Annotated in this window: 22 protein-coding genes; 18 read left to right on the top strand and 4 right to left on the bottom strand. The window is 69.0% G+C overall.

The window, feature by feature from the left end:
* The first annotated feature begins 3 nt into the window (after positions 1-3).
* The 13 genes from J2853_RS19400 (at position 4) to J2853_RS19340 (ending at position 14876) form a co-directional block, all read left to right on the top strand.
* Positions 4-1677: an alkaline phosphatase D family protein gene (locus tag J2853_RS19400; protein WP_370879296.1), complete on the top strand. Its 1674-nt coding sequence runs from the start codon at positions 4-6 to the stop codon at positions 1675-1677.
* A gap of 168 nt (positions 1678-1845) precedes the next feature.
* Positions 1846-2436 (top strand): pyridoxal 5'-phosphate synthase glutaminase subunit PdxT, encoded by a 591-nt coding sequence (gene pdxT, locus J2853_RS19395; RefSeq protein ID WP_307559894.1) that lies wholly within the window; start codon positions 1846-1848, stop codon positions 2434-2436.
* Positions 2437-2439: 3 nt separating this feature from the next.
* Positions 2440-3192: a YebC/PmpR family DNA-binding transcriptional regulator gene (locus J2853_RS19390; RefSeq protein WP_307559892.1), complete on the top strand. Its 753-nt coding sequence runs from the start codon at positions 2440-2442 to the stop codon at positions 3190-3192.
* Positions 3193-3331: 139 nt separating this feature from the next.
* Positions 3332-4591, top strand: a complete 1260-nt coding sequence (locus J2853_RS19385) for a cation:proton antiporter (protein ID WP_307559890.1) — start codon at positions 3332-3334, stop codon at positions 4589-4591.
* 44 nt (positions 4592-4635) lie between these two features.
* Positions 4636-5793, top strand: coding sequence for a GNAT family N-acetyltransferase (locus J2853_RS19380; protein WP_307559889.1), 1158 nt, complete (start codon positions 4636-4638; stop codon positions 5791-5793).
* 111 nt (positions 5794-5904) lie between these two features.
* Complete coding sequence (gene ruvC / locus J2853_RS19375; protein ID WP_307568738.1) at positions 5905-6498, top strand: crossover junction endodeoxyribonuclease RuvC; 594 nt, start codon at positions 5905-5907, stop codon at positions 6496-6498.
* Entirely contained in the window at positions 6495-7115 is a 621-nt protein-coding gene (ruvA, locus tag J2853_RS19370) for a Holliday junction branch migration protein RuvA (RefSeq protein ID WP_307559887.1), read from the top strand. Before ruvC ends, ruvA begins: the two co-directional genes overlap by 4 nt.
* Before the next feature lie 82 nt (positions 7116-7197).
* Positions 7198-8256, top strand: coding sequence for a Holliday junction branch migration DNA helicase RuvB (gene ruvB / locus J2853_RS19365; protein WP_307559885.1), 1059 nt, complete (start codon positions 7198-7200; stop codon positions 8254-8256).
* Between the two features lie 226 nt (positions 8257-8482).
* The gene (gene yajC, locus J2853_RS19360) at positions 8483-8842 is read left to right on the top strand and encodes a preprotein translocase subunit YajC (RefSeq protein ID WP_307559883.1); all 360 of its coding nucleotides are present in this window, start codon (positions 8483-8485) and stop codon (positions 8840-8842) included.
* An 84-nt stretch (positions 8843-8926) separates the two neighbouring features.
* Positions 8927-10786, top strand: coding sequence for a protein translocase subunit SecD (gene secD, locus J2853_RS19355; RefSeq protein ID WP_307559881.1), 1860 nt, complete (start codon positions 8927-8929; stop codon positions 10784-10786).
* Positions 10786-11859 carry a protein translocase subunit SecF gene (gene secF, locus J2853_RS19350; RefSeq protein WP_307559879.1) on the top strand — a complete coding sequence of 358 codons (1074 nt, stop codon included), beginning with the start codon at positions 10786-10788 and terminating at the stop codon, positions 11857-11859. The genes secD and secF overlap by 1 nt, the downstream gene beginning before the upstream one ends.
* 63 nt (positions 11860-11922) lie before the next feature.
* A complete protein-coding gene (locus J2853_RS19345) occupies positions 11923-12441 on the top strand; it encodes an adenine phosphoribosyltransferase (RefSeq protein ID WP_307559877.1) in 519 nt (172 codons plus the stop codon).
* A gap of 239 nt (positions 12442-12680) precedes the next feature.
* Positions 12681-14876, top strand: a complete 2196-nt coding sequence (locus J2853_RS19340) for a RelA/SpoT family protein (RefSeq protein ID WP_307559875.1) — start codon at positions 12681-12683, stop codon at positions 14874-14876.
* Positions 14877-15062: 186 nt separating this feature from the next.
* Here J2853_RS19340 and J2853_RS19335 read toward each other — a convergent pair whose 3' ends face one another.
* Together J2853_RS19335 and J2853_RS19330 are read right to left on the bottom strand one after the other, a co-directional pair.
* The gene (locus J2853_RS19335; protein WP_307559873.1) at positions 15063-16292 is read right to left on the bottom strand and encodes a DUF349 domain-containing protein; all 1230 of its coding nucleotides are present in this window, start codon (positions 16290-16292) and stop codon (positions 15063-15065) included.
* A gap of 60 nt (positions 16293-16352) precedes the next feature.
* Positions 16353-17207, bottom strand: coding sequence for a peptidylprolyl isomerase (locus tag J2853_RS19330; protein ID WP_307559871.1), 855 nt, complete (start codon positions 17205-17207; stop codon positions 16353-16355).
* A gap of 148 nt (positions 17208-17355) precedes the next feature.
* Here J2853_RS19330 and J2853_RS19325 point away from each other — a divergent pair, with 148 nt between their 5' ends.
* From J2853_RS19325 to aspS, 3 genes are read left to right on the top strand one after another with little or no spacing between them, the layout of a single operon-like run.
* Positions 17356-18084, top strand: a complete 729-nt coding sequence (locus J2853_RS19325; protein ID WP_307559869.1) for an MBL fold metallo-hydrolase — start codon at positions 17356-17358, stop codon at positions 18082-18084.
* Between the two features lie 2 nt (positions 18085-18086).
* Positions 18087-19352 carry a histidine--tRNA ligase gene (gene hisS / locus J2853_RS19320; RefSeq protein WP_307559867.1) on the top strand — a complete coding sequence of 422 codons (1266 nt, stop codon included), beginning with the start codon at positions 18087-18089 and terminating at the stop codon, positions 19350-19352.
* The gene (gene aspS / locus J2853_RS19315) at positions 19349-21085 is read left to right on the top strand and encodes an aspartate--tRNA ligase (protein ID WP_307559865.1); all 1737 of its coding nucleotides are present in this window, start codon (positions 19349-19351) and stop codon (positions 21083-21085) included. The genes hisS and aspS overlap by 4 nt, the downstream gene beginning before the upstream one ends.
* A 101-nt stretch (positions 21086-21186) precedes the next feature.
* Here aspS and J2853_RS19310 read toward each other — a convergent pair whose 3' ends face one another.
* Entirely contained in the window at positions 21187-22395 is a 1209-nt protein-coding gene (locus J2853_RS19310; protein WP_307559863.1) for a cytochrome P450 family protein, read from the bottom strand.
* A gap of 167 nt (positions 22396-22562) precedes the next feature.
* Entirely contained in the window at positions 22563-23447 is an 885-nt protein-coding gene (locus J2853_RS19305; RefSeq protein ID WP_307559861.1) for a peptidylprolyl isomerase, read from the bottom strand.
* Between the two features lie 198 nt (positions 23448-23645).
* On the opposite strand from J2853_RS19305, the gene J2853_RS19300 reads away from it, so the two are divergent.
* Complete coding sequence (locus J2853_RS19300) at positions 23646-24110, top strand: DUF2231 domain-containing protein (protein WP_307559860.1); 465 nt, start codon at positions 23646-23648, stop codon at positions 24108-24110.
* Between the two features lie 29 nt (positions 24111-24139).
* Positions 24140-25450 (top strand): replication-associated recombination protein A, encoded by a 1311-nt coding sequence (locus J2853_RS19295; RefSeq protein ID WP_307559858.1) that lies wholly within the window; start codon positions 24140-24142, stop codon positions 25448-25450.
* Positions 25451-25514 lie beyond the last annotated feature (64 nt).

The raw sequence follows: 25514 nt of genomic DNA, 5'->3' as shown, positions 1-25514 counted from the left end.
CCCATGTCCCGGCTCACCCGACGGTCATTTCTTGTCACCGGCATAGCGGTGGGCGCCGTGGCCGGTGTTCCCGCCATGGCGAACGCAGGCTCCGACCCCACCCTGGAGAGCGCCGCCTCCCTGACCTCCCGTGGCCTGCAGACCGATCCCTTCACGCTCGGAGTCGCCTCCGGAGACCCCGACGCGAACGGCTTCGTCATCTGGACCCGCTTAGCGCCCCAGCCGCTCGCCGAGGACGGCCTGGGCGGGATGCCGGGCCGCCGCTTCTCCGTCGACTGGCAGGTCTACGGCGACGAGTCGGGCCGCCACGTCGTACGGCGGGGCGTGGCCCAGGCGGCGCCGGAGTGGGGGCACAGCGTCCACGTCGAACTGAACGGGCTCTCCGCCGACCGGGATTACTGGTACCGCTTCAAGGTCGGTCACTACGTCTCCCCGATGGGCCGGGCCAGGACCGCCCCGCACGCGTCCTCCTACGGCTCCGGTCTGGCGATGGCCTTCGTCTCCTGCGCCCAGTACGAACACGGCTACTTCACCGCCTACGGGCGTCTGGCCGAGGAGCACCCCGACCTGATCCTGCACCTGGGCGACTACCAGTACGAGTACCGGCGCGACACCTACACGATCCCCGGCGGCAACATCCGCCACCACGAGGGCCCCGAGACCGAGAGCCTGGCGAACTACCGCCAGCGGCACGCCCAGTACAAGACCGACCCCGACCTTCAGGCCGCGCACGCCGCCGCGCCCTGGCTGGTCGTCTGGGACGACCACGAGCTGGACAACAACTGGGCCGACGAGGTGCCGGAGGCCCCCCAGCCGAACTTCCTCGCCCGGCGTGAGGCGGCCTTCCGCGCGTACTACGAGAACATGCCGCTGCGGCGTGAATCCATCCCGCGGGGCATCGACATGCAGCTCTACCGGCGGATCCAGTGGGGCCGGATGGCCAACTTCCACATGCTCGACACCCGGCAGTACCGCAGCGACCAGGGGTGCGGCGACGGCTACGACGACTGCCCGGAGGCGGTCGACCCCGCCCGCTCGATCACCGGCGCGGAGCAGGAGCGCTGGTTGCTGGACGGCTTCCGCCGCTCGCGGGCACAGTGGGACATCCTCGGTCAGCAGGTCTTCTTCGCCCAGCGTGACAACAACGCCGGACCGGCGAAGGTCACCAGTCAGGACGCCTGGGACGGTTACGTCGCCTCGCGGCAGCGGATCACCCAGGGCTGGGTCGACGCCGAGGTGCGCAACCCCGTCGTGCTCACCGGAGACGTGCACGCCCACTGGGCGAGCGACCTCAAGCTCGACTACGACGATCCCACCACGCGTACGGTCGGCTCGGAGCTGGTCGCCTCCTCCATCACCACCGGTGGTGACGGCGCCGACTCCGATCCAAGGACGCAGCCGTTCCTGAGCATCAACCCGCACCTGAAGTTCTACAACAACCAGCGCGGCTACGTGATCACCCGGATCGAGCGCGACCAGCTCACCGCCGACTTCAAGGTGCTGCCGAAGGTCACGCAGGCGGGCGCCAAGGCGCACACCAAGGCGACCTTCGTGATCGAGGACCGGGTCCCGGGCGTCCAGCAGACCTATCTGCGTCCGGTCGACCCGTCGGCCGCCAGGACCCCTGAGATCGACCGGATCCAGGAAGTCGTGGACCTGGAGACCAAGCGTCCCTGATCGTTTTCCGGTAAGGGCGGCGTCCCGGGGGCGCCGCCCTTACCCGTGGGGGGAGTCCCCGCCGGGAGGTCCCTCGCGGCCGGACCCGCGAGGAATGATCGGTTTGGGGTGATCCGCAGGGTGGTCATACGCTAGGGAGGCATTCCAGACTCATCGAAAGGACCATCGGTGACCATCGCCCCGACGATCGGCGTGTTCGCCCTGCAGGGAGACGTGCGCGAGCACGTGCGCTCACTGGAGGCGGTGGGCGCGAAGGCGGTGGCCGTACGGCGCCCCGCCGAGCTTGAGGCGGTCGACGGGCTGATCATCCCCGGTGGGGAGTCCACCACGATGTGGAAGCTCGCCGAGACCTTCGAGCTGCTCGAACCGCTCCGGATGCGGATCAAGGCCGGCATGCCCGCCTACGGTTCCTGCGCCGGCATGATCATGCTGGCCGATCGGATCGAGGGCGGGATCGAGGGGCAGCAGACGATCGGCGGCATCGACATGGTGGTCCGCCGCAACGCCTTCGGCCGTCAGGTCGACTCCTTCGAGGCCGACATCGACTTCGCCGGCCGCGGTGAGATGCGTGCGATCTTCATTCGCGCTCCATGGGTGGAATCCATGGGTTCCGACGTCGAAGTGCTGGCACGGGCCGAACCTGGGGATAGGATCGTCGCGGTCCGTCAAGGACCGCTGCTCGCCACGTCCTTCCACCCGGAACTTACCGGGGATGTCGGTGTGCATTCATATTTTGCTGAGATGGTGAGGGAGCTCTAGGCGATGTCCGGCCACTCCAAATGGGCGACGACGAAGCACAAGAAAGCCGCGCTTGACTCCAAGCGGGGCAAGCTGTTCGCCAAGCTCATCAAGAACATCGAAGTCGCGGCCCGGACCGGCGGCCCCGATGTGGACGGTAACCCGACGCTGTTCGACGCCATCACCAAGGCGCGCAAGAGCTCGGTCCCGATCGACAACATCGAGCGTGCCCGCAAGCGCGGCGGCGGCCTGGAGGCCGGCGGTGCCGACTGGCAGACCATCATGTACGAGGGCTACGCCCCCGGCGGTGTCGCGGTGCTGATCGAGTGCCTCACCGACAACCGCAACCGGGCGGCCACCGGGGTCCGCGTCGCCCTGACCCGCAACGGCGGCTCGCTGGCCGACCCCGGCTCGGTCTCCTACATGTTCAACCGCAAGGGCGTCGTGCTCGTCCCCAGGGCGGGCCTGTCCGAGGACGACGTGCTGACCGCGGTCCTCGACGCGGGAGCCGAGGAGGTCAACGATCTGGGCGACCAGTTCGAGGTCGTCTCCGAGGCCACCGACCTGGTCCCGGTCCGAAAGGCCCTGCAGGACGCCGGGATCGACTACGACTCGGCCGAGTCGAGCTTCATGCCGACGATGAGCGTCCCGCTCGACGAGGACGGCGCGCGCAAGGTCTTCAGGCTGATCGACGCTCTGGAGGACGACGACGACGTCCAGAACGTCTGGGCGAACTTCGACGTCTCCGACGAGATCCTGGAGAAGCTCGACGCGTGACCACCGGGAATGCCCGTCTCTCCATTGAGAAGGCGGGCATTTCGCGGCTCCTGAGTAATCTCGGATTCTCTGTGAGGTTTGTCCTTTAGGTCGAGGGCAGGTCACGCGGACCATGGGGAATCCTGACCTGATTTTTACGGTGGCGGGCATCGCGGCCTTGCTCGCGGCCGTGCTGCCCCGGCTGCTCAACCGGCTGCCCCTCTCGTTGCCGATGGTCTGTCTCATCGGCGGCCTCGTGCTCTATCTCCTGCCTCTCGACCTTCCCGATCCCGATCCCGTGGCCCACCGGGCGCTGGTCGAGCACGCCACCGAGATCTGCGTGCTCATCTCGCTGATGGGCGCCGGGCTGGCGATCAACCGGCCCTTCGGGCGGCGAAACTGGTCCTCCACCTGGCGTCTCCTGGGATGGACGCTCCCGCTGACCGTCGTGGGGGTGACCGCCGTCGCCTACGGCCTGCTGGGATGGCCCCTGGCCGCGGCGCTGCTCCTGGGCGCGGTGCTCGCCCCGACCGACCCGGTGCTCGCCTCCGACGTGCAGGTGGGTGAGCCCGTCGACTCGGAGAAGGCCGACGACGAGGTTCGCTTCACCCTCACCTCCGAGGCCGGCCTGAACGACGGCCTCGCCTTTCCCCTGGTGTACGCCGCGATCGCCCTGGCCGCCGCCGGGGGCGCCGGATGGGTCGGCGAGTGGGCCCTGGTGGACCTGCTCTACCGGTGCGGGGCGGGGGTGGTGTGCGGCCTGCTGATGGGGAAGCTGCTGGGCCGGCTGTTCTTCCGCACCCGGGTTTCCGACCTGCGGCTGGCCGAGCACCGGGACGGTTTCGTGGCGCTGGGCGCGACGTTCCTGGCGTACGGCCTGACCGAGCTGGCGCACGGATACGGCTTCATCGCGGTGTTCGTGACCGCGTGCACCATCAGGGCGGCCGAGCGGACCAATGGCTACAACGGGGTCCTGCACGGTTTCATCGAGCAGATCGAACGACTGTTCACCGCCTGGCTGATCGTCCTGCTCGGCGGGTTCGTGGCGGCGGGCGGCCTGGCCGCGCTCACCTGGGAGGGCGCGGTGCTCGCACTCCTGCTGCTGCTGGTGATCCGGCCGCTGACCGGATGGCTCGCGGGGCTGGGCGGTCAGGCGGGGCCGCGGGAGCGCGGGGTGACGGCCTTCTTCGGCATCCGCGGCATCGGCTCGCTGTTCTACCTCGCCTACGCCCTCGGCCAGGCCGACTTCGGCGTGCCCGCCGACGAGCTCTGGGCCGTGGTCGCCTTCACCGTGCTGGCCTCCCTGGTCGTGCACGGCGTCACGGCGACGCCGGTCATGGCACGGCTGGACCGCCTGCGCGACAGGACGGGAAAGGCGGAGGGCGAGGAGAGCGCCGAGCCCGCGGCGCGACACCTCTGAACCGGATTGCCCGTGCCCGCCGGTCCTGCCTATGTTGGACCACTGTGGAACTACGTGATCTGACCGTCGACGACTTCGACGCGGTCCTGGACAACCGCCGGCGTGCCTTCGGGCCCGTCTCCGACGGCGACGCGGAGGTCTGGCGCAGGCATGTCCTCCCGGTGCTCGCCGGCGGGAGATACCTGGGCGTCGTCGACGGCCCCCGGCTGGTCGCGACGAGCAAGATCAACGATCTCACCCAGTGGTGGCACGGCAGGCCGATGCCCATGGGCGGCATCGGTTCGGTGACGGTCGCTCCCGAGGATCGCGGACGCGGCGTCGGCCGGATGCTGATGCGGGCCACCATCGACCGCTGCGCGGAGCTCGGTCACCTCGTCTCGGCCCTCTATCCGGCCACCACCCGGATCTACCGGTCGCTCGGCTGGGAGCACGCGGGAGCCACGCACCAGGCCACCCTGCCCGCCGAGGCCCTGCGCACGATCAAACCCACCGAGCAGGTCAAGATCCGCCGCATGGGCCCCGACGACGCCCCCGAGGTGATCGCGATCCTCGGCCGCGTCCACGCCGCCACCCAGGCCTCCGGCCCCGTCTGCTGGGACGAGCGGATCTGGCGGCTGTGGCTGGAGAGGAAGGACTATTTCCTCTACCTGGCCGACGACGGCTTCCTCGTCTACCGCTGGGACGGCGGGGACATCGAGGTCGACAAGCTCGTCGCGGGCTCGGAGGCCACCACCCGCGCCCTGTGGTCGCTGGTCGGCTCGTCCTCCTCCGTCGCCACGTCGGTTCACGCGGTCGTCGCCCCCGACGACCCGGTGTTCTGGCTGATCGGCGACCGGTCCAGCGACGAGGTCAGGCAGACCCGCTGGATGTTCCGCGTCGTCGACCTCCCCGCGGCCGTCGCCCGGCGTGGCTTCCCCGCCGGCGTCACCCTCGACGCCGTCATCCAGGTCGACGACCCCCAGCGTCCCGCCAACTCCGGCCCCTGGCACCTGTCCGTCGCGGGCGGATCCGGTACGGCCGAGCCCGCCGGAACCCTGCCGGGAACGTTTCCCGTCTTCACCGTCGGAGCCTTCTCCGCCCTGTTCGCCGGGGTCCCGACCGCCACCCTCCGCCGCTCGGGAACGCTCACCGGCCCGGCGGACGCCCACGAGGTCTTCGACGCCGCCTTCCACGCCAGACCGCATATGCTCGACCACTACTGACACTTCGCAAGGGCCGATGGGCCGAACCGTGCGTGGCGTGCTCTCACACGGTAGAGTCGGGCACCGAACAGGTGTTCGGCGAGCGGAGGCATGTCGGTGCGGTTGCCCGAGCTGCGGGTGATGGGAATCGATCCCGGGCTGACCCGGTGCGGGCTCGGTGCCGTCGAAGGGCGGCCCGGGGCGCCGCTGAGCCTGGTCAAGGTCGGAGTCGTGCGAACTCCGGCCGACGACGACCTCGGGGCCCGGCTGGTGGCGATCGAGGCGGGCATCGAGCAGTGGCTCGACGAGGTCAAGCCCGACGCGGTGGCCGTGGAGCGGGTTTTCGCCCAGCACAATCTCAGGACCGTGATGGGCACCGCGCAGGCGTCCGCCGTGGCGATCCTGTGCGCGTCCCGCAGGGGTCTGCCGGTCGCGTTGCACACCCCTTCCGAGGTCAAGGCCGCGATCACCGGCAGCGGCACGGCCGACAAGCAGCAGGTGGGGGCCATGGTGACCCGGCTGCTGCGGCTGGACGCCATGCCCAAGCCCGCCGACGCCGCCGACGCGCTCGCGCTCGCGATCTGTCACGTGTGGCGGGGCGGGGCGCAGAGCAGGCTGGCCCAGGCGGTGGCCAACGCCAAGGTCAAGGCCGGTCCGCAGACGTCCCCCGCGGCCTACTTCCGCGGGCAGGGCAGGGCCGGATATTCGAGAGGAACCACCAAGTGATCGCCTCGGTTCGGGGACAGGTGACCGCCGTCGCGCCCGACGGGGCGGTGGTCGAGGTCGGCGGGGTGGGCATGTTCGTGCACTGCACGCCGGGCACGCTGGCAACGCTCAGGGTGGGGGAGGAGAGCCGGCTGGCCACCTCGCTCGTGGTCCGTGAGGAGTCGCTGACGCTGTTCGGCTTCGGAAGCGACGACGAGCGCGGGATCTTCGAGATGCTGCAGACGGCCAACGGGGTCGGCCCCAAGGTGGCGCTGGCGATGCTGGCCGTGTACACACCCAACGCACTCCGGGTGGCCGTGGCGAGCGCGGACGTGAAGGCGCTGACCAGGGTTCCGGGGGTGGGCCCCAAGGGCGCCCAGCGGATCATCGTCGACCTCAAGGGCAAGCTCGGTACGCCCGAGGAGACCGTCAACGCCGCGCTCAACGGCCACGTGACCGTGCCCGTCTGGCGGGATCAGGTGCACTCGGGCCTGGTCGGTCTCGGTTACTCCCCCAGAGACGCGGACGAGGCGATCGCCGCCGTCACCCCCCAGGCCGACGCCGAGCTGATGGAGGGCCGGACCCCGCAGGTGGCCACGCTGCTCAAGGCCGCGCTCCGCGCGTTGAGCGTCCGGTGAGGGGCTCTTCCGGGCGGCTGCCCGATGATCTCCGAAGGCGCGGCAGGGCGCGGGGCGCCCGTGTGAGTGAAGGTGGATCGGCGTGAGTTCGGAGCGGGATCTAGTGTCGCCGGAGGTCGAGGGCGACGAGCAGTTCATCGAGGCGGCCCTGCGGCCCAAGCGGCTGGAGGAGTTCATCGGCCAGGCGCGGGTGCGCGAGCAGTTGTCGCTGGTGCTGCAGAGCGCGCTGCGGCGCAACCGGCCGCCGGACCACGTGCTGATGAGCGGCGGGCCCGGGCTGGGCAAGACGACCCTTTCCATGATCATCGCGACCGAGCTCTCCGTGCCGCTCCGGATCACCTCGGGCCCCGCGCTGGAACGGGCGGGTGACCTCGCGGCGATCCTGTCGACGCTCTCGGAGGGCGAGGTCCTTTTCATCGACGAGATCCACCGGATGTCCAGGCCCGCCGAGGAGATGCTCTATCTCGCGATGGAGGACTTCCGCGTCGACATCGTGGTGGGCAAGGGGCCGGGGGCGACCGCGATTCCGCTGGAGATCGCGCCGTTCACCCTGGTCGGGGCCACCACCAGGGCCGGAATGCTGCCCGCGCCCCTGCGTGACCGGTTCGGCTTCGTCGCGCACATGGACTTCTACTCGGTCGCCGAGCTGGAACAGGTGCTGCACCGCTCCTCGCGGCTGCTCGGGGTCAGGCTTCCCGGCGACGCGGCGGGTGAGATCGCCGGAAGGTCGCGGGGCACGCCCCGCATCGCCAACCGGCTGCTGCGCAGGGTCCGTGACTTCGCCGAGGTGCGCGCGGACGGGGCGGTCACCAAGGACATCGCCTCCGCGGCGCTGAATCTCTACGAGGTCGACGCCGAGGGGCTCGACCGGCTCGACCGGGCGGTGCTCGAAGCGCTGTTGCGCAAGTTCGGCGGCGGGCCGGTGGGGCTGTCCACGCTGGCGGTCGCGGTGGGGGAGGAGCCGGAGACGGTGGAGGTGGTCGCCGAGCCGTTCCTGGTGCGGCAGGGACTGCTGGCCCGCACTCCGCGGGGCCGGGTCGCGACCGCGGCGGCCTGGGTGCACATGGGCCTGACGCCGCCGCCGGACGCGTTCGGAGCCTCGTTGCTTCTCGATCTCGGGGATGATCCGGGACAGATCTGACGTTGAGGTTTGTTAGGGGAGCAGTACAGGGTTGATCACAACTCGGTGACGACGGTATCGAAATGGGAACTTCCCTGCGCGCCGAATCGTGACTTCGTTGCCGCGCTTCTAACAGCTCGCCTAAACTCCGAGGCTTGGCTGGCTGTGTAGGCTGACGTGCTGAGCGGCGTGGCCGTATGTGACGTCCGGCGCCCGGCCGGTCATTTTCAAGAGAAGGAGCGGCCCTGTGGGCAGCTATTCCAGCCTTATCATGATCGCTCTGATGGTCGTGGTGTTCTACTTCCTGCTCATCCGGCCGCAGCGTAAGCGGCAGCAGGAGCAGGTTCAGATGCAGAACAGCCTCACCACGGGCACCAAAGTCATGACCACGACCGGTCTGCTCGCGACCGTGGTGGCGATCGACGCCGACGACGTGATCCTGGAGATCGCCCCCGGTGTCGAGACCCGCTGGGTCAAGGCGGCGATCGGCCGCGTCCTGACTCCGGTTGACGATGTGGAGGACGAAGACGTCAAGGCCGTCGACGACAATGTGACTGGGACCGTGGAACAGTACGGCGACAACGACTCGACGACCAAGAAGGCATGAGCAGGCTCACCACCAACCCCCTATAGCCGAAAGAACTGACGACCAGTGGCCCGACCGACCAGTGGCCAGAGCAGACCGGGGCGTATGCTCCTGGTGCTTCTGGCGATCATTCTCGCCATGGGCGGGGTTATGCTGCTGAACAAGGCATACGCCCCGCAATATGGCCTCGACCTCGCCGGCGGCACGACAGTGACGCTGCAGCCAATCACGCCGAACGGCAGCGCTCCCACAGAGGAGAGCCTCGACCTGGCCGTGAACATCATCCGTGATCGGGTGAACGGCAGTGGCATCTCCGACGCCGAGGTCGCCAAATCCGGTGACAACATCGTCATCTCCGTCCCCGGAGTTGGCCAAGAGGAAGTCGTCAAGCTGGTCGGCACCACTGCGGAGCTGCGTTTCCGTCAGGTGATGGCGATCGCTCCCGGGTCGCCTCAACCCCCCGGTGAGCTGCCCACCCAGGCGCCGACGTCCGCTCCTTCTCCTTCGGGTACCGGTCAGAAGAGTTCCCAGGCTCCCAAGCCCACGGGTTCCGCCGCTCCCGACTCCGCCGCGACCGCCGAGCCGGGCCCGAGCGGCTCGCCCGCCGGCCGTGCCCTGTCCTCGGCGCTGACCAACCCGAGCCCGGGCGCCACGCCCGCCGGGAACAACGGGAACGCCGGGAACAACGGGAACGCGGACAACAAGCCCGCGGGGAACGCGGACAACAAGCCCGCGGGGAACACGGCGGACAACCAGCCCGCCAAGGCCGCGGACCCGAGCGCCCAGCCGGGTGGGAGCACCGCTCCGACCGCGAACCCGTCCGGCGGCGCCGATCCCTCGGCGCCGCCCGCGGCTCCCGAAGACCCCATGGCGAACGTCGACACCACCGGGATCGACCCGGCGGTGCTCAAGCAGTTCGAGGCGCTCGACTGCTCCAAGAACAAGGGTGAGGGCGCTCAGGACGCACCGGAGAAGCAGTACGTCGCCTGCAGCGACGACGGCAGCGCCAAGTACGTTCTCGACAAGGCGGCCGTGACCGGCTCCGCGATCGACACCGCGACCGCCGGCGTCGACCAGAGCACCGGCGAGTGGCTCGTCCAGCTCTCCTTCAAGGGCCAGGGGCCGCAGCAGTGGTCGACGGTCACCACCACCGCCTTCAACTCGCAGCCCCCGCGCAACCAGGTCGCCATGGTCCTGGACGGCGTGGTCATCTCCGCGCCGACCATCCAGGAGCCCATCACCGGCGGCCGGGCGCAGATCTCCGGCAGCTTCACCGACGCGACGGCCAACGAGCTGGCCAACCAGCTCAAGTTCGGCGCGCTGCCGCTGAAGTTCGAGATCGGGTCCAACGAGGAGGTCTCCTCCACCCTGGGCGCCGACCAGCTCCGCGGCGGTCTGATCGCGGGCGCGATCGGCCTTTTCCTGGTGCTCATCTACTCGATGCTCTACTACCGGGGTCTGGGCATCGTCTCGGTGCTCAGCCTCGTGGTGGCGACGATCCTGACCTACCAGACCGTGGTGCTGCTCGGGGCGTTCGCGGGCTTCCGCCTGTCGCTCCCGCACATCATCGGTCTGATCGTCTCGATCGGTATCACGGCGGACTCGTTCATCGTCTACTTCGAGCGCATCCGTGACGAGATGAAGGAAGGCCGCCGCTCGCTGCGCACGGCCGTCGAGGTCGCCTGGACCCGTGCCCGCCGGACGATCCTGATCGCCGACGCCGTCATGTTCATCGCCGCCGTGGTGCTGTTCTTCCTGGCCGTCGGAGGTGTGGCCGGGTTCGCCTTCGCGATGGGCCTGACCACGCTCATCGACCTCGTGGTGGTGTTCATGTTCACCAAGCCGTTCGTCGCCCTGCTGGCCAAGCGGAAGTTCTTCGCCAAGGGCCACAAGCTCTCCGGTCTTGACTCCGAGCGCATGAGCGAGAGCGTCGTCAATCCCAAGACCGTTCCGCAGGAGGCCTGATGTCCGGCATCGCGCGCCGTCTGTACCGCGGCGAGGTCAACGTCGACTTCGTCGGGCGCAAGAAGCTCTGGTACAGCCTCTCCGCCGTTCTGCTGGTGATCTCCATCGCGGGTCTGGTCTTCAACGGCCTGAACCTGGGTGTGGAGTTCAAGGGCGGGTCGGTGTTCTCCTTCAAGGCCCCGAGCGCCAGCATCGAGGACGTTCGCGGGACGTTCCTCGACGCCGACGCGCACCAGGTCATCGTCCAGACGACGCAGAACGGCTGGCGGGTCACCACCGAGAGCCTTCCGCCCGACACGGTGACCGCGGTCCAGAAGACGGTCGCCCAGACGTACGGCCTGCCGCAGGACCAGGTCAACCTTCAGGTGATCGGCGGCTCATGGGGTGGTCAGGTCGCGAACCAGGCCATCATCGGCCTGATCGTCTTCATGCTGGCGATCATCCTGTACCTGACGCTCGCCTTCGAGTGGAAGATGGCGCTGGCCGCCGTCGTGGCGCTGCTGCACGACCTGGTGATCACCGCCGGCGTCTACGCGTGGTCCGGCTTCGAGGTCACGCCCGCGACCCTGCTGGGCTTCCTGACGATTCTCGGATACTCGCTGTACGACGCCGTCGTGGTGTTCGACATGATCAAGGAGGTCACCGCCAAGCTCGGCACGACCTCCAAGATGACCTACACCGAGGCCGCCAACAACGCGCTGAACCACACGCTGATCCGGTCGCTGAACACCACCCTGGTGGCGATCCTGCCGGTCGCGGCGATCCTGTTCATCGGGACCACGCTGTTCGGCGCGGGCACGCTGAAGGACCTGTCGCTGGCCTTGTTCGTCGGTATGATCGTCGGCACCTACTCCTCCCTGTGCGTCGCGACGCCTCTGCTGGTCACCCTCAAGGAGCGCGAGCCGCGCTACCAGAGGATCGCCCACCGGCTCGCCGCGACCGGCGGCGGTACCGCGTCCGCGGGCAAGAAGGCCGTCCGCCAGCCGGTGGCGGCCGGGGCCTCGAACGGCACCGCGAACTCCAACGGCGCCGCCGGAGCCGTTCCCCGTGGGGAAAAGCCCAAAAAGAAGTAGTTCGAAGAAATCACGCCTCCGCCCCTTCCGGGGGGCGGAGGCGTTTTCCGTAAGGGGAACGACGTGAGTGACCTGAGCAAGCTGATCCTGGACAAGATCCGGGACGTACCCGACTACCCCCAGCCGGGAGTGCTGTTCAAGGACATCACCCCGCTGCTCGCCGATCCCGGGGCGTTCGCCGCGGTGATCGACGAACTCGCCGGTCTGCACCGGGTGGACAAGATCGTCGGCATCGAGGCCCGAGGGTTCATCCTGGCCGCCCCCGTCGCCTGCAAGGCGGGCGTGGGGTTCGTTCCGGTGCGTAAGAAAGGCAAACTGCCCTCTGAGACGCTTGAGGCGTCCTACGATCTGGAGTACGGCTCCGCCACCATCGAGGTTCACCGAGACGCCTTCCTCCCCGGGGAACGGGTTCTGATCGTCGATGACGTGCTCGCCACCGGAGGTACGGCGTGCGCGACGGTGGAGCTGGTCCGCAGGGCGGGCGCCGAGGTCGTCGCCGTCGCCGTGCTCATGGAACTCGCCTTCCTCAAGGGCCGCGAGCGCCTGGACGATGTCACGCTGCATTCCCTCGTCATCGTCTGATCGACCCCCGCGGACGGACGCACACAAGCCGGTCTGGATACACTGAGGGATCTGGACTCGAATGTTAAGGAGTCTGAGTGCCCCGTGATGTGGTCGTCCCCGACGTGACCGCTGACGGCGGCGGTCCCGAGACGGCCGTTCCGGCAGACGGTGCCGGTTCCGCCATGTCTGGATCCGCCGAGGAGAAGCCGGCGGTACGACGCAGGCTCGCGCGTTTTGGGGGGCAATGGGGTGGCGCCATGAATCCCGTGCTGGAGCCGTTGTTCCGGACGGTCCGTGCGACCCATCCGAAGGCCGACCTGCGACTGATCGAGCGGTCCTACGATGTGGCCGCCTACCATCACCGCGACCAGAAGCGCAAAAGCGGCGATCCGTACATCACCCACCCGCTGGCGGTGGCGACGATCCTGGCCGAGCTGGGCACCGACGACGAGACGCTGTGCGCCGCGCTGCTGCACGACACCGTCGAGGACACCGCCTACGGGCTGGACGAACTGCGCTCGGACTTCGGCGACAACATCGCGCTGCTGGTCGACGGCGTCACCAAGCTCGACAAGGTCAAGTTCGGTGACGCGGCCGAGGCCGAGACCGTGCGCAAGATGGTCGTGGCCATGTCCCGCGACATCCGCGTGCTGGTGATCAAGCTCGCCGACCGGCTGCACAACATGCGGACGATGCGCTACCTGCCGGAGCACAAGCGGCACCAGAAGTCCCGCGAGACGCTGGAGATCTTCGCGCCGCTCGCCCACCGGCTGGGCATGAACACCATCAAGTGGGAGCTGGAGGACCTCGCGTTCGCCATGCTCTATCCCAAGCGCTACGACGAGATCGCCCGGATGGTGTCGGAGCGGGCTCCCCGCAGGGACCTGTTCCTGCAGGAGGTCATAGAGAAGGTCTCCGGCGACCTGCGCGACGCCAAGATCCGCGCCGCGGTCAAGGGCCGGCCCAAGCACTACTACTCGGTCTACCAGAAGATGATCGCCAGGGACGTCGCCTTCGACGACATCTACGACCTGGTCGGCATCCGGGTGCTGGTCGACACGGTCCGCGACTGTTACGCCGCCCTCGGAACGATTCACGCGCGATGGAACCCGGTGCCCGGCCGGTTCAAGGACTACATCGCGATGCCCAAGTTCAACATGTACCAGTCGCTGCACACGACGGTCATCGGCCCCGAGGGCAAGCCGGTGGAGCTGCAGATCCGCACCCACGGCATGCACCACAGGGCCGAGTACGGCGTGGCGGCGCACTGGAAGTACAAGGAGGACACGACCACCTCCGGTCCTCCCGGGGCGAAGCTGAAGCCGGCCAGCGACATGGCCTGGCTCCGTCAGCTCCTGGACTGGCAGAAGGAGACCGCGGACCCGGGCGAGTTCCTGGAGTCGCTCAGGTTCGACCTGTCGGTCTCGGAGGTGTACGTCTTCACACCGCGGGGCCAGGTCATCGCCCTGCCCGACGGGGCGACGTCCGTCGACTTCGCCTACGCCGTGCACACCGAGGTCGGCCACCGCTGCATCGGGGCGCGGGTCAACGGCCGTCTGGTGCCGCTGGAGTCGCGGCTCAGCAACGGCGACACCGTGGAGATCTTCACCTCCAAGTCGCCGGACGCCGGACCGTCGCGCGACTGGCTCAAGTTCGTCAAGTCCGGCCGTGCCCGTAACAAGATCCGGCAGTGGTTCTCCAAGGAGCGCCGCGAGACCGCGATCGAGGCGGGCAAGGAGGCGATCGGCCGGGCCATGCGCAAGCAGGGTCTGCCGCTGCAGCGCCTGATGTCCGGAGAGTCCCTCCTGGCCCTCGCCAGAGACCTGCGCTACCCCGACGTCTCCGCGCTCTACGCGGCCGTCGGAGAGGGCCACATCGCCGCACAGCACGTGGTGCAGAAGCTGGTGCACTCCCTCGGAGGGGTGGACGGCGCGGAGGAGGACATCGCCGAGGCCTCGGTGCCGACCAAGCTGCGGGGCCGTCCTCGCGGCAGCGGCGGCGCGGGCGTGGTGGTGGCGGGCGACTCCGACGTGTGGGTACGGCTCTCGCGCTGCTGCACCCCCGTGCCCGGCGATGACATCGTCGGGTTCGTCACCCGAGGGCACGGCGTGTCGGTGCACCGTACGAACTGCCCCAACATGGATCAGCTCAACTCCGAGCCCGACCGTCTGGTCGAGGTCGCCTGGTCGGCCGCGGACGACTCGGTGTTCCTGGTCGCCCTCCAGGTCGAGGCGCTCGACCGGCCCCGCCTGCTGTCAGACGTGACCAGGACCCTGTCGGACCAGCACGTCAACATCCTGTCGGCGTCGGTGACGACCTCCAGGGACCGTGTGGCGATCAGCAAGTTCACCTTCGAGATGGGCGATCCCAAGCACCTGGGTCACGTGCTGAAGGCCGTGCGCAACATCCAGGGCGTGTACGACGTCTATCGGGTCAGCGGCGCCGGTTCCTGACCGGCCGCCCCCGGCTCGCCGCGCCCGTCCTTGGAAGACGAGGACGGGCGGCGCCGTACGCGGCACAGGGTGCCCTCCGAGGTCCTGTGGGCGCGGCGTCGTAGGCGAGAAGGCCTTCCCGACATACGAGGGCCCCCAGAGCGTGCTCTCGTCTCAGAGCGCGTTCTGGGGGCCCTCCTCAGCGTGTCAGGAGAACTCGGCGAGCGTGCGCTCGGCCTCCTCCAGCCAGGAACGACGGGCGGCCAGGGCCTCCTCGGCGTCCTTCACGTCCTTGTCCTTGCCGGCCGTCTGGGCCTTGGCCAGGCGGGTCTCCAGTTGCGCGATCGTCTTACGGAGCTGGTCGACCGTGTTCTGGGCGCGGGCGCGGGCCTCGGGGTTGGAACGCTTCCACTCCGTCTCCTCGGCCTTGCGGATCGCTTCGTCGATCTTGCGCAGCCCGCCCTCAAGACGGTCGCGCTGCTCCCGCGGGACCGAGCCCGCGGCCTCCCAGCGTTCCAGGATGGTACGCAGGGCGGTCCGGGCGGCGCGGGCGTCGGAGACCGGAAGGATCTTCTCGGCCTCGACCAGGAGCTGCTCCTTGATCTCGGCGTTGGCCGCGAGCGAGGCGTCACGCTCGGCGAAGACCGCCGAGCGCGCCTGGAAGAACTGGTCCTGGGCGCCCTTGAATCGGTTCCAGAGCTCGTCCTCGACCTCACGGGAGGCCCGGCCCGCCATCTTCCACTGCTGCATCAGCTCGCGGTAGGTGGAGGCGGTGGTGCCCCAGTCGGTGGAGGACGACAGCGCCTCGGCCTCGGCGACGATGCGCTCCTTGGTGGAGCGCACGCTCTCCCGCTGCTCGTCCAGACCCGCGAAGTAGGCCTTGCGCCGCTTGGCGAAGGCCGTGCGGGCGGCGGACAGGCGCTTCCAGAGCGCGGCCTCGGTCACCCGGTCGATGCGCTCGGCGGCCTTCCACTCCTCGATGAGCTGGCGCAGCCGCTCGCCGCCGGTCTTCCAGTGGGTGGTGTCGTCGGCGATGCGCTCCGCCTCGGCGACGATCCGCTCCTTGATGTCCTTGGCCTCCGCGCGGGCCACGTCGCGTGCCGCCTTGACCTCCTCACGGCGCTGGGCGACCAGCTCCGTGACGACGTTCAGCCGGTTCAGCAGCGCGTCGAGATCGCCGACCGCATGCGCGTCGGTGATCGCCTCGCGGAGCTTGACGATGGTCGCCTCGGCCTGGGCGGGCGGCAGATCCGTGCCGCGGACCCGCTGCTCCAGCAGGGTGACCTGCCCGGCCAACTCGTCGAACTTGCGATGGAAGTAGGCGAGTGCCTCTTCCGGTTCGCCGGCCTGCCAGGACCCGACGGCCCGTTCTCCCTCAGCCGTACGTACGTAGACGGTGCCGTCGTCGTCTACCCGGCCCCACGGGTCGGTGCTCACCGTGTCCTCCCGCACTTTCATCAGCCTTTCGGGACTTAGCCGTCCCTTGCTTGTATTACGTCAGCTCTTGCCGGACATTGTCACGTCTTCGATTTGAACGGTTTCCTTCGGGGCTCCGGTGCCGTCTTGCCCCGGAGTGATGACGCCGGCCTTGTTCACCTTGTCGATGATCTCCAGTCCCTTGGTCACCGTACCGAACGGCGTGTAATTCGGGGGCAGTTGGGTGTCGCCGAAAACGATGAAGAATTGGCTGCCGTTGGTGTCGGCGCCGCTGTTCGCCATGGCAACCACCCCGCGGGTGTACTTGGCGCCCTCGAGGTTCTCGTTCACGAACCGGTAGCCGGGGCCACCTTGGCCGTCAGTCTGGCTCTTGCCGTCGGCCTTGGCCAGGGGGTCTCCGCACTGCAGCATCGGGAACTGGTCGGACCCCAGGCGGTGACACTTGGAGCCGTCGAAGAACTTCTTCTCCGCCAGGAAGGCGAAGGAGTTGACCGTACAGGGCGTCTTCTCGGCCGAAACCTTGATGACGATGTCGCCCCGGTTCGTCTTGAGGGTCATCTGGTCGATGGAGGTGTCCACCTTCGCCGGAGGCATGCCCACGTTCTTGGCCGGGGCGCCGCTGGTGTCGGGGACGTAGCCGCAGGTGCCGCTGGCCGGGTCGAAGGCCGTCGGCTGGGCGGCGGCGGCGCTCGACGCCTCCGGGCTCGCGGACGCCTCCGGGGCGGCCGTCGCCGTGGTGTCGGAGCCTCCGAGCAGGGTGGTTGCGGCGATCACGCCTCCCACGACCACCACTACGGCCACACTGGTGCCGATGATCGCGTTGCGCTTGGCCTTGGTCTCGCGCTCGACCCGTCGTTGCATCTGCCGCTCGTAGTGCTCGCGCGCCAACTGCTTCTGGCGTTCCTTGCCGCTCACCGCTTCGCCCTCCCGAGTGCTGGAGTGTTACTTATTGAGGTGGGCGAATCGTATCGGCCAGAGGGTAATGGTTCGCAGCCCGCCGACCCGCACCGGTACCCTTCGGTTACATTCCCATCCGCATTCTTGACGAGATCAGCTGAGGCAGATGCTCATCGCCGGGTTTCCAGCAGGGTCGTTTCAGACCAACTGCTACGTCGTAGCTCCCGCCGCGGGCGAGGAGTGTGTCATCGTCGATCCTGGCCAGAACGCCGTCGGCGACCTGGACGACGTGCTGCGCGAGCATCGGCTCAAGCCGGTCGCGGTGCTGGTCACCCATGGTCACATCGATCACATGTGGTCGGTCGCCCCGGTCTGCGGCGCGCGCGGGGTCCCGGCGTGGATCCACCCCGAGGACCGTGAGCTGCTCTCCGACCCGGGCAAGGGACTGTCGACGGCGACCAGGCAGCAGATGTTCGGCGGCCTGACCTTCACCGAGCCCGACGACGTGCGCGAACTCGTCGACGGTGAGGTGCTGCGGCTGGCGGGTATGGATCTGACCGTCGACCACACTCCGGGCCATACCAGGGGGTCGGTGACGTTCAGGTTGCCCAGCACCGAGGAGATTCCGGACGTGATGTTCTCGGGTGACCTGCTGTTCGCCGGCTCCATCGGCCGCACGGATCTTCCGGGAGGCGACTACCCGACCATCCTGCGCAGCCTGGCGGTCAAATGCCTGCCGCTGCCGGAGGACACGGTGGTCCTGCCCGGCCACGGACCACAGACCACGATCGGCCACGAGCGTGCCACCAATCCGTACATGGCGGAAGCGGAGGCGGCGTCCAGCGCCGGCTCCGGGAGCCTCCGGCACGGTCGTGGTCCCACCAGGGGACTTTAGAGATGACTCTGCAGGCGCCCAAGGGCACCTTTGATTGGCTTCCGCCGCAGTCCGAGCGGGCGCTCGCCGTGCGCGAGGCGCTGACCGCTCCGGCCCGCCGCGCCGGTTACGGCTACATCGAGACGCCGGTCTTCGAGGACACCGCGCTGTTCGTGCGCGGTGTCGGCGAGTCGACCGACATCGTCTCCAAGGAGATGTACACCTTCGAGGACAAGGGCGGGCGCTCCCTCACGCTGCGCCCCGAGGGCACCGCGTCGGTCGTGCGGGCCGTCCTCCAGCACGGCCTGCACAACGGCCAGCTTCCCGTGAAGCTCTGGTACTCGGGCAGCCAGTTCCGCTACGAACGCGCCCAGAGAGGCCGCTACCGCCACTTCTGGCAGGTCGGCGCCGAGGCGCTGGGGGCCGAGGACCCCGCCCTGGACGCCGAGCTGATCATCCTGGCCGCCGACGGCTACGCCGGGCTGGGCCTCACCGGGGTCCGGCTGCTGATCAACACGCTGGGCTGCAGGGAGTGCCGTCCCGTCTACCGGGCCGCGCTCCAGGACTTCCTGCGCGGGCTCGACCTCGACGAGGCCACCCGCCAGCGGATTGAGATCAATCCGTTGCGCGTGCTCGACGACAAGCGCCCCGAGGTGCAGGCCCAGCTGGCCGGCGCGCCGCTGGTGACCGACCACCTGTGCGAGGCGTGCAAGATCTACCACGAGGAGGTCCGCTCGCTGCTGAGCGCCTCCGGCGTGGACTACGCCGACGACCCCCGGCTGGTCCGCGGCCTCGACTACTACACGCGCACCACGTTCGAGTTCGTCCACGACGGGCTGGGCTCGCAGTCGGCGGTGGGCGGCGGCGGCCGTTACGACGGGCTGAGCGAGATGCTCGGCGGTCCCGCCCTGCCCAGCGTGGGCTGGGCGCTCGGCGTCGACCGGACGCTCCTGGCCATGGAGGCCGAGGGCCTGTTCGGAGGCGAGGCCGGGCAGTCGCGTGTCCAGGTGTACGGTGTGCCGCTGGGTGAGGAGGCGCGCCGCCGGATGTTCCTGCTCATCACCGAGCTGCGCCGGGCAGGTCTGGACGCCGACATGTCGTTCGGCGTCAAGGGCCTCAAGGGCGCCATGAAGGGCGCCGACCGCTCGGGGGCGGGCTATGCCGTGATTCTCGGCGAGCGAGACCTCGCCGTCGAGTCCGCGCAGGTGAAAGACCTGGTCAGCGGTGATCAGATCACCGTACGGCTCGCTGAGATCGTCACGACTTTGAAGGAGAGACTGAACAAATGATCCGCACGCACGAAGCGGGATCACTGCGCGAGGAGCACGCCGGGCAGCAGGTGACGCTGGCCGGTTGGGTGGCGCGCCGCCGCGACCACGGCGGTGTGGTCTTCATCGACCTGCGTGACGCCTCCGGCTCCTCCCAGGTGGTCTTCCGCGAAGAGGACGACGCACACGGCCTGCGGGCCGAATACTGCGTGAAGGTCGTCGGAGAGGTGCGGGTCCGCCCCGAGGGCAACGCGAACCCCGAGTTGCCGACGGGCGCCATCGAGGTCGTCGCCTCCCAGGTCGAGGTGCTCAGCGAGTCCGCGCCGCTGCCGTTCCCCATCGAGGGCGGCGCGGGCGTGTCCGAGGAGGCACGGCTCAAGTACCGCTACCTCGACATCCGCCGCCCGCAGGTCGCGCAGGCCATGCGGATCCGCTCCAAGGCCACCTACCTGGCCCACCAGGTGATGGACGAGCACGGGTTCACCTACGTCGAGACCCCGACGCTGACCCGCTCCACCCCGGAGGGGGCCCGCGACTTCCTGGTCCCGGTCCGGCTCCAGCCGGGCAGCTGGTACGCCCTGCCGCAGTCGCCGCAGCTGTTCAAGCAACTGCTCCAGGTCGCCGGGCTGGAGCGCTACTACCAGCTCGCCAAGTGCTACCGCGACGAGGACCTGCGCGCCGACCGGCAGCCGGAGTTCACCCAGATCGACGTTGAGATGTCCTTCGTGGACCAGGACGACGTCATCGCGCTGGGCGAGGCCCTGATCGGCCGCATCTGGAAGGAGACGATCGGCTACGAGCTGCCGACGCCGCTGCCCCGGATGACCTACTGGGACGCCATGTCCCGCTACGGCTCCGACAAGCCGGACCTGCGCTTCGGCCAGGAGCTCGTCGAGATGACCGAGTTCTTCGCCGGCACCACCTTCCGGGTGTTCCAGGCGCCGTACGTGGGCGCCGTGGTCATGCCGGGCGGTGCCTCCCAGAGCCGCAAGGAGCTGGACGGCTGGCAAGACTGGGCCAAGTCACGCGGCGCCAGGGGCCTGGCCTACGTGCTCGTGGGCGAGGACGGCACGCTCGGCGGCCCGGTCGCCAAGAACCTGTCGGAGACCGAGTCGTCCGGCCTGGCCGCCAAGGTGGGCGCCGGACCGGGTGACGCGATCTTCTTCGCGGCCGGTACGGCCTCCGCCTCCCGCGACCTGCTCGGCGCGGCCCGCCTGGAGATCGGCCGCCGCTGCGGTCTGATCGACGAGTCCGCCTGGAACTTCCTCTGGATCGTCGACGCCCCCATGTTCGAGGAGGACGGCGAGGGCGGCTGGACCGCGGTCCACCACCCCTTCACCGGGCCCAAGCCCGAGTGGGCCGACACCTTCCAGGACCACCCCGGTGAGGCCCTGGCCTACGCCTACGACATGGTCTGCAACGGCATGGAGATCGGCGGCGGTTCGATCCGTATCCACCGGGCCGAGATGCAGCAGCGTGTCTTCGACGTGCTCGGCATCTCCAAGGAGGAGGCGGAGAACAAGTTCGGCTTCCTGCTGGAGGCCTTCAAGTACGGCCCGCCGCCGCACGGAGGCATCGCCTACGGCTGGGACCGGATCTGCATGCTCCTCGTGGGCGGCGACTCGATCCGCGACGTCATCGCCTTCCCGAAGACGGCCTCCGGCTTCGACCCGCTGACCGGTGCGCCCACTCCGATCACGGGTGCGCAGCGCAAGGAGGCCGGCGTGGACGCCAAGCCCAAGGCGGAGGTCTAACCCCCGGACGGGGTGAGGGTCTCAGGCCCAGGGCGGGGACCCCGCTCGCGGACGCGGAAAGGCCCCCGGACGATGCTCCGGGGGCCTTTCCGCGTCCGGTGTCAGAAGCTGACCGGCAGTGCCCGCAGCCCGCGGACGATCGAGCCGGTCTGGCGCCAGGCGACCTCGGACGGCGCGCAGGAGAGCTCGATGCCGGGCAGGCGGCGCAGGAGCGTCCCGAAGGCGATCTGCGCCTCCAGCCGGGCCAGGGGCGCGCCCAGGCAGAAGTGGATGCCGTGCCCGAAGGCCACGTGCCGGTTGTCGGTGCGGGTGATGTCCAGGGTCTCGGGGGCGTCGAACGCCTCCGGATCGTGGTCGACCGCGCCGAGGGAGATGTGGACGATGCTGCCCTGGGGGATGTGGACGCCCGCGATCTCCAGGTCCTCGGCGGCGAACCGGAAGGTGGCCCGCTCCACCGGGCCGTCGTAGCGCAGGAACTCCTCGATCGCCGAGGGCAGCAGCTCGGGCTTGTCTTGCAGCAACTGGAGCTGGTCGGGATGGGTCAGCAGCGCCAGCATGCCGTTGCCGATCAGGTTGACCGTGGTCTCGTGCCCGGCGATGAGCAGCAGGATGAGCGTGGACAGCAGCTCCTGCTCGCTGAGCAGCTCTTCGTCGTCGCTGGCGGCGACCAGCGCGCTGACCATGTCGTCGCGGGGTTCGGCCCGGCGCTCGGCGATGAGCCGCGTGAAGTAGGCGCGGGTGGCGGCACCCATCTCGGCGCGGTGCCGGAGCTGCTCCTCGTCGACCGTCGGGTTGACCAGGGCGGCCGACCAGTCGCGGAAGTCGTCGCGATCCTCGGAGGGAATGCCCAGCAGCTCGCAGATCACGATGATCGGCAGCGGGAAGGCGAAGTCGTCGAGCAGGTCGGCGTGCCCCTTGGCGGTCATCGCGTCGATGAGACCGTCGGTGATCTCCTGGATCCGCGGACGCAGGCTCTCGACCCGCCGGGGGGTGAACGCCTTGGAGACCAGGCGGCGTAGCCGGGTGTGGTCCGGTGGGTCGCTGTTGAGCATGTTGTGGGCCAGCACCGGGTTGCCGGTCGCGACGAACTCGCGGAACAGGGCGGGTCCGTGGCGCATGTCCTTGGCCAGCCGGGGATCGCCGAGCGCCGGCCGGCCGTGCTCGTGACCGATGATCAGGAACGCGTCCATCCCGGGCGGGAAGTCGATCGCGTGAACCGGTCCCTTGTCCCGGAGCGTGGCGTAGGCGGCGTAGGGATCCCTGCCGAACTCCGGATTGAACACGAACTCGATCGGTAGCTTCTCGGACATCGACGAACCCCCGGTGAGATGGATGACGCGCCTTTCGGTTCAAGTTTGGCCCCGCGAACGCGGTTGTCGCCCGATTGTGAGGGGGATCACAGGAGCCGGGGTCGTCCGCGAAAGCACGATGCCCCGGCGGTCAGACGACCGCCGGGGCATCGTGCTTTCGCGTCCTGCTAGGAGAGCCGCACGTCCTTGATGATCACCGGGATCTTGGGGGCGGTGGAGCCGCCGTCACCGGTGATGTCCGCGGGATTGGTGATCCACCCGCCCTTGAAGATCTTGTCGAGGATGTCCATGCCCTTGGCGACGGTCCCGACGGGGGTGTAAACCGGCTCAAGCTGGGTGGTCTCCTCCGAGAGCGAGATCCAGAACTGGCTGCCGTTGGAGTTGGGGCCGCCGTTCGCCATGGCCACGACCCCCGGGACGTACTGGATGCCGGCGGAGAGCTCGTCGTCGAAGACGTAACCCGGGCTGCCCTGGCCGTCGGTGGGGTTCTTGCCGTCGGCCTTGGCCTGCGGGTCGCCGCACTGCAGCAGGCCCAGACCGGAGTTCTCCGGGGTGGCCAGGCGGTGGCACTTGGTGTTGTCGTAGAAGTTCTTCCTGGCCAGGAAGGCCAGGGAGTTGACGGCGCACGGAGACTGCGCGGTCAACAGGTCGATCACGATGGCACCGTGGTTGGTGGTGATCGTCATGGTCTTCAGCTTCGTGTTGGGCTTGCGCGGCGGCATGCCCACCTTCTTGGCCGGGCTGCCGCTGGTGTCCTTCCGGTACGAACAGGTCACCTTGGACAGGTCGACCGGAGGGCTGGGGGCCGTGGTGGGGGACAGGTCTTCGAGGGTGCTGCTCGAAGGGGCCGGAGAGGCGGCGTCGGGCTTGGCCTGGCCGGTTCCCCCCATCAGTGTCGTCGCGGCGACCAAACCTCCCACGACGACGACCGCTGCGACGACCACTCCGATGAGAGCGTTCCGCTTCGTCTTGGGACGCTCCTGTTCGGCACGCCGCGCCTGCCGCTCCTTGTGCTCCCGAGCCAGCTGGCTCTGGCGGTCCTCGCCGCTCACCGCTATGTCCTCCAGGATTACTGTTGCATGACTACTGACTGGCCGAAAGCGTACCGGCCTCAGCGTGTGTTGGACGTAAGTGACGAAATCCACCAGGTGCGAGTGAAGGGGTGCATGTGGTGCTTCACACCGCCCATAACTCACTCATGATGTGATCCGTTCTTGCCAGGTTCGGTCTTCGTCCGATCGGAGAAATGCGTGTTTGATGAGATCCTCGGTCTGCCTCTCCATCCCTTGATCATTCATGTTCCCGTGATCCTGACGCCGCTCCTCGCGGTGCTCGCCATCGTGTACGCCCTGGCACCGCGCGTGCGCGGCGTGACCACCTGGGCGCTGGTGGGGCTCGCGCCGGTCGTCCCGCTGTCGGTCTTCGCGGCCAGGCTGAGCGGCGAGGCGCTGCTGGCGAGCAGCCGCTTCTCCTCCGTCGGCGGCGAGGCCGCCCTGCGCATCGCCGAGCACGAGAGCTTCTCCATCCCCCTGCTGCTCGCCACGCTGGCCCTCGGCCTGGTCTCGCTGGGACTCGTCCACGTCTCGCGAGGTGACCGGTTCGGCCGCCCGGTGCGGCTGGCCGTCTCGGGCCTGACCGTGGTCGTGGCCGTCGTGGCGCTCTACTACGTGGTGCGCGCCGGACACAGCGGGGCCACCGCCGCCTGGGGGAGCTGAGGCGTGTCTCCTGACGGTAATGTCTGACCGTGGACAGCCTGTTCGATGCGGCGGCGGAAGAGGCCCATCGCGGCCATGAGCCCTTAGCGGTGCGGATGCGCCCCCGGGGCCTGGACGAGGTGATCGGGCAGCGGCACCTCCTGGGCCCCGGCACGCCGCTTCGCAGACTGGTCGAGGCCGAGGCCCCGATGTCGTTGTTCCTGTGGGGTCCGCCGGGGACCGGGAAGACCACCCTCGCCTACGTGGTCGCGGGCGTCACCAAGCGCCGCTTCGTCGAGGTCTCCGCGGTGTCGGCGGGCGTCAAGGACGTCCGCGCCGCCATCGAGCAGGCCCGGCGCGAGCTCGGCATGTCCGGGCGCCAGACCGTGCTGTTCGTGGACGAGGTGCACCGCTTCAACAAGGCCCAGCAGGACGCCCTGCTGCCCGCGGTGGAGAACCGCTGGGTCACCTTCATCGGCGCGACCACGGAGAACCCCTTCTTCTCCGTCATCTCACCGCTGCTGTCGCGCTCGCTGCTGCTGACCCTGGAGTCGTTGTCCGAGGACGACATCCGGGTGGTGCTGGAGCGAGCCGTCGCCGACCCCCGCGGCCTGGACGGGAAGGTACGGCTGGCACCCGAGGCCGCCGAGCACCTGGTGCGCCTGGCCGGGGGAGACGCCCGCAGGTCGCTCACCTACCTGGAGGCCGCCGCGCTGATCACCGACGACGAGATCACCGTCGAGGTGGTGGAGCGCGCGGTGGACAAGGCCGCGGTCAGGTACGACCGCCAGGGCGACCAGCACTACGACGTGATCAGCGGCTTCATCAAGAGCATGCGCGGTTCCGACGCCGACGCCGCGCTGCACTACCTCGCCCGGATGATCGAGGCGGGGGAGGACCCGCGGTTCATCGCCCGCAGGATCGTCATCTTCGCCTCGGAGGACGTCGGCATGGCCGATCCCACCTGCCTGCAGATCGCGGTGGCCGCGGCTCAGGCGGTGGAGTTCATCGGCCTGCCCGAGGGACGGCTCAACCTCGCTCAGGCGGTCATCCACTGCGCGCTGGCCCCCAAGTCCAACGCGGTGATCAACGCCATCGGAGCGGCCTCTGAGGACGTGCGGCGGGGCAACATCGGCCACGTCCCGAACCACCTCCGCGACGCCCACTACGCGGGAGCCAAGACGCTGGGGCACGGCAAGGGCTACAAATACCCCCACGACTTCGAGCACGGGCTGGTCCGCCAGGACTACGCCCCGGAGGAGCTGAGGGACCGCCGCTACTACCAGCCCACCCGGCACGGCGCCGAAGCGGGCTTCGCCGACCGCTGGTCCAAAATCCGCTCCTTCCTGCGCGGCCAGTAGCCACCCGGGCGAGGGGCGGGCCACGGCGCCCGCGCCCGGGTCCCGCGATCGCGGCCCGTCATGC

Source organism: Streptosporangium lutulentum, from assembly GCF_030811455.1.
Lineage (GTDB): Bacteria > Actinomycetota > Actinomycetes > Streptosporangiales > Streptosporangiaceae > Streptosporangium > Streptosporangium lutulentum.
This window is presented reverse-complemented; position numbering and strand designations above follow the sequence as displayed.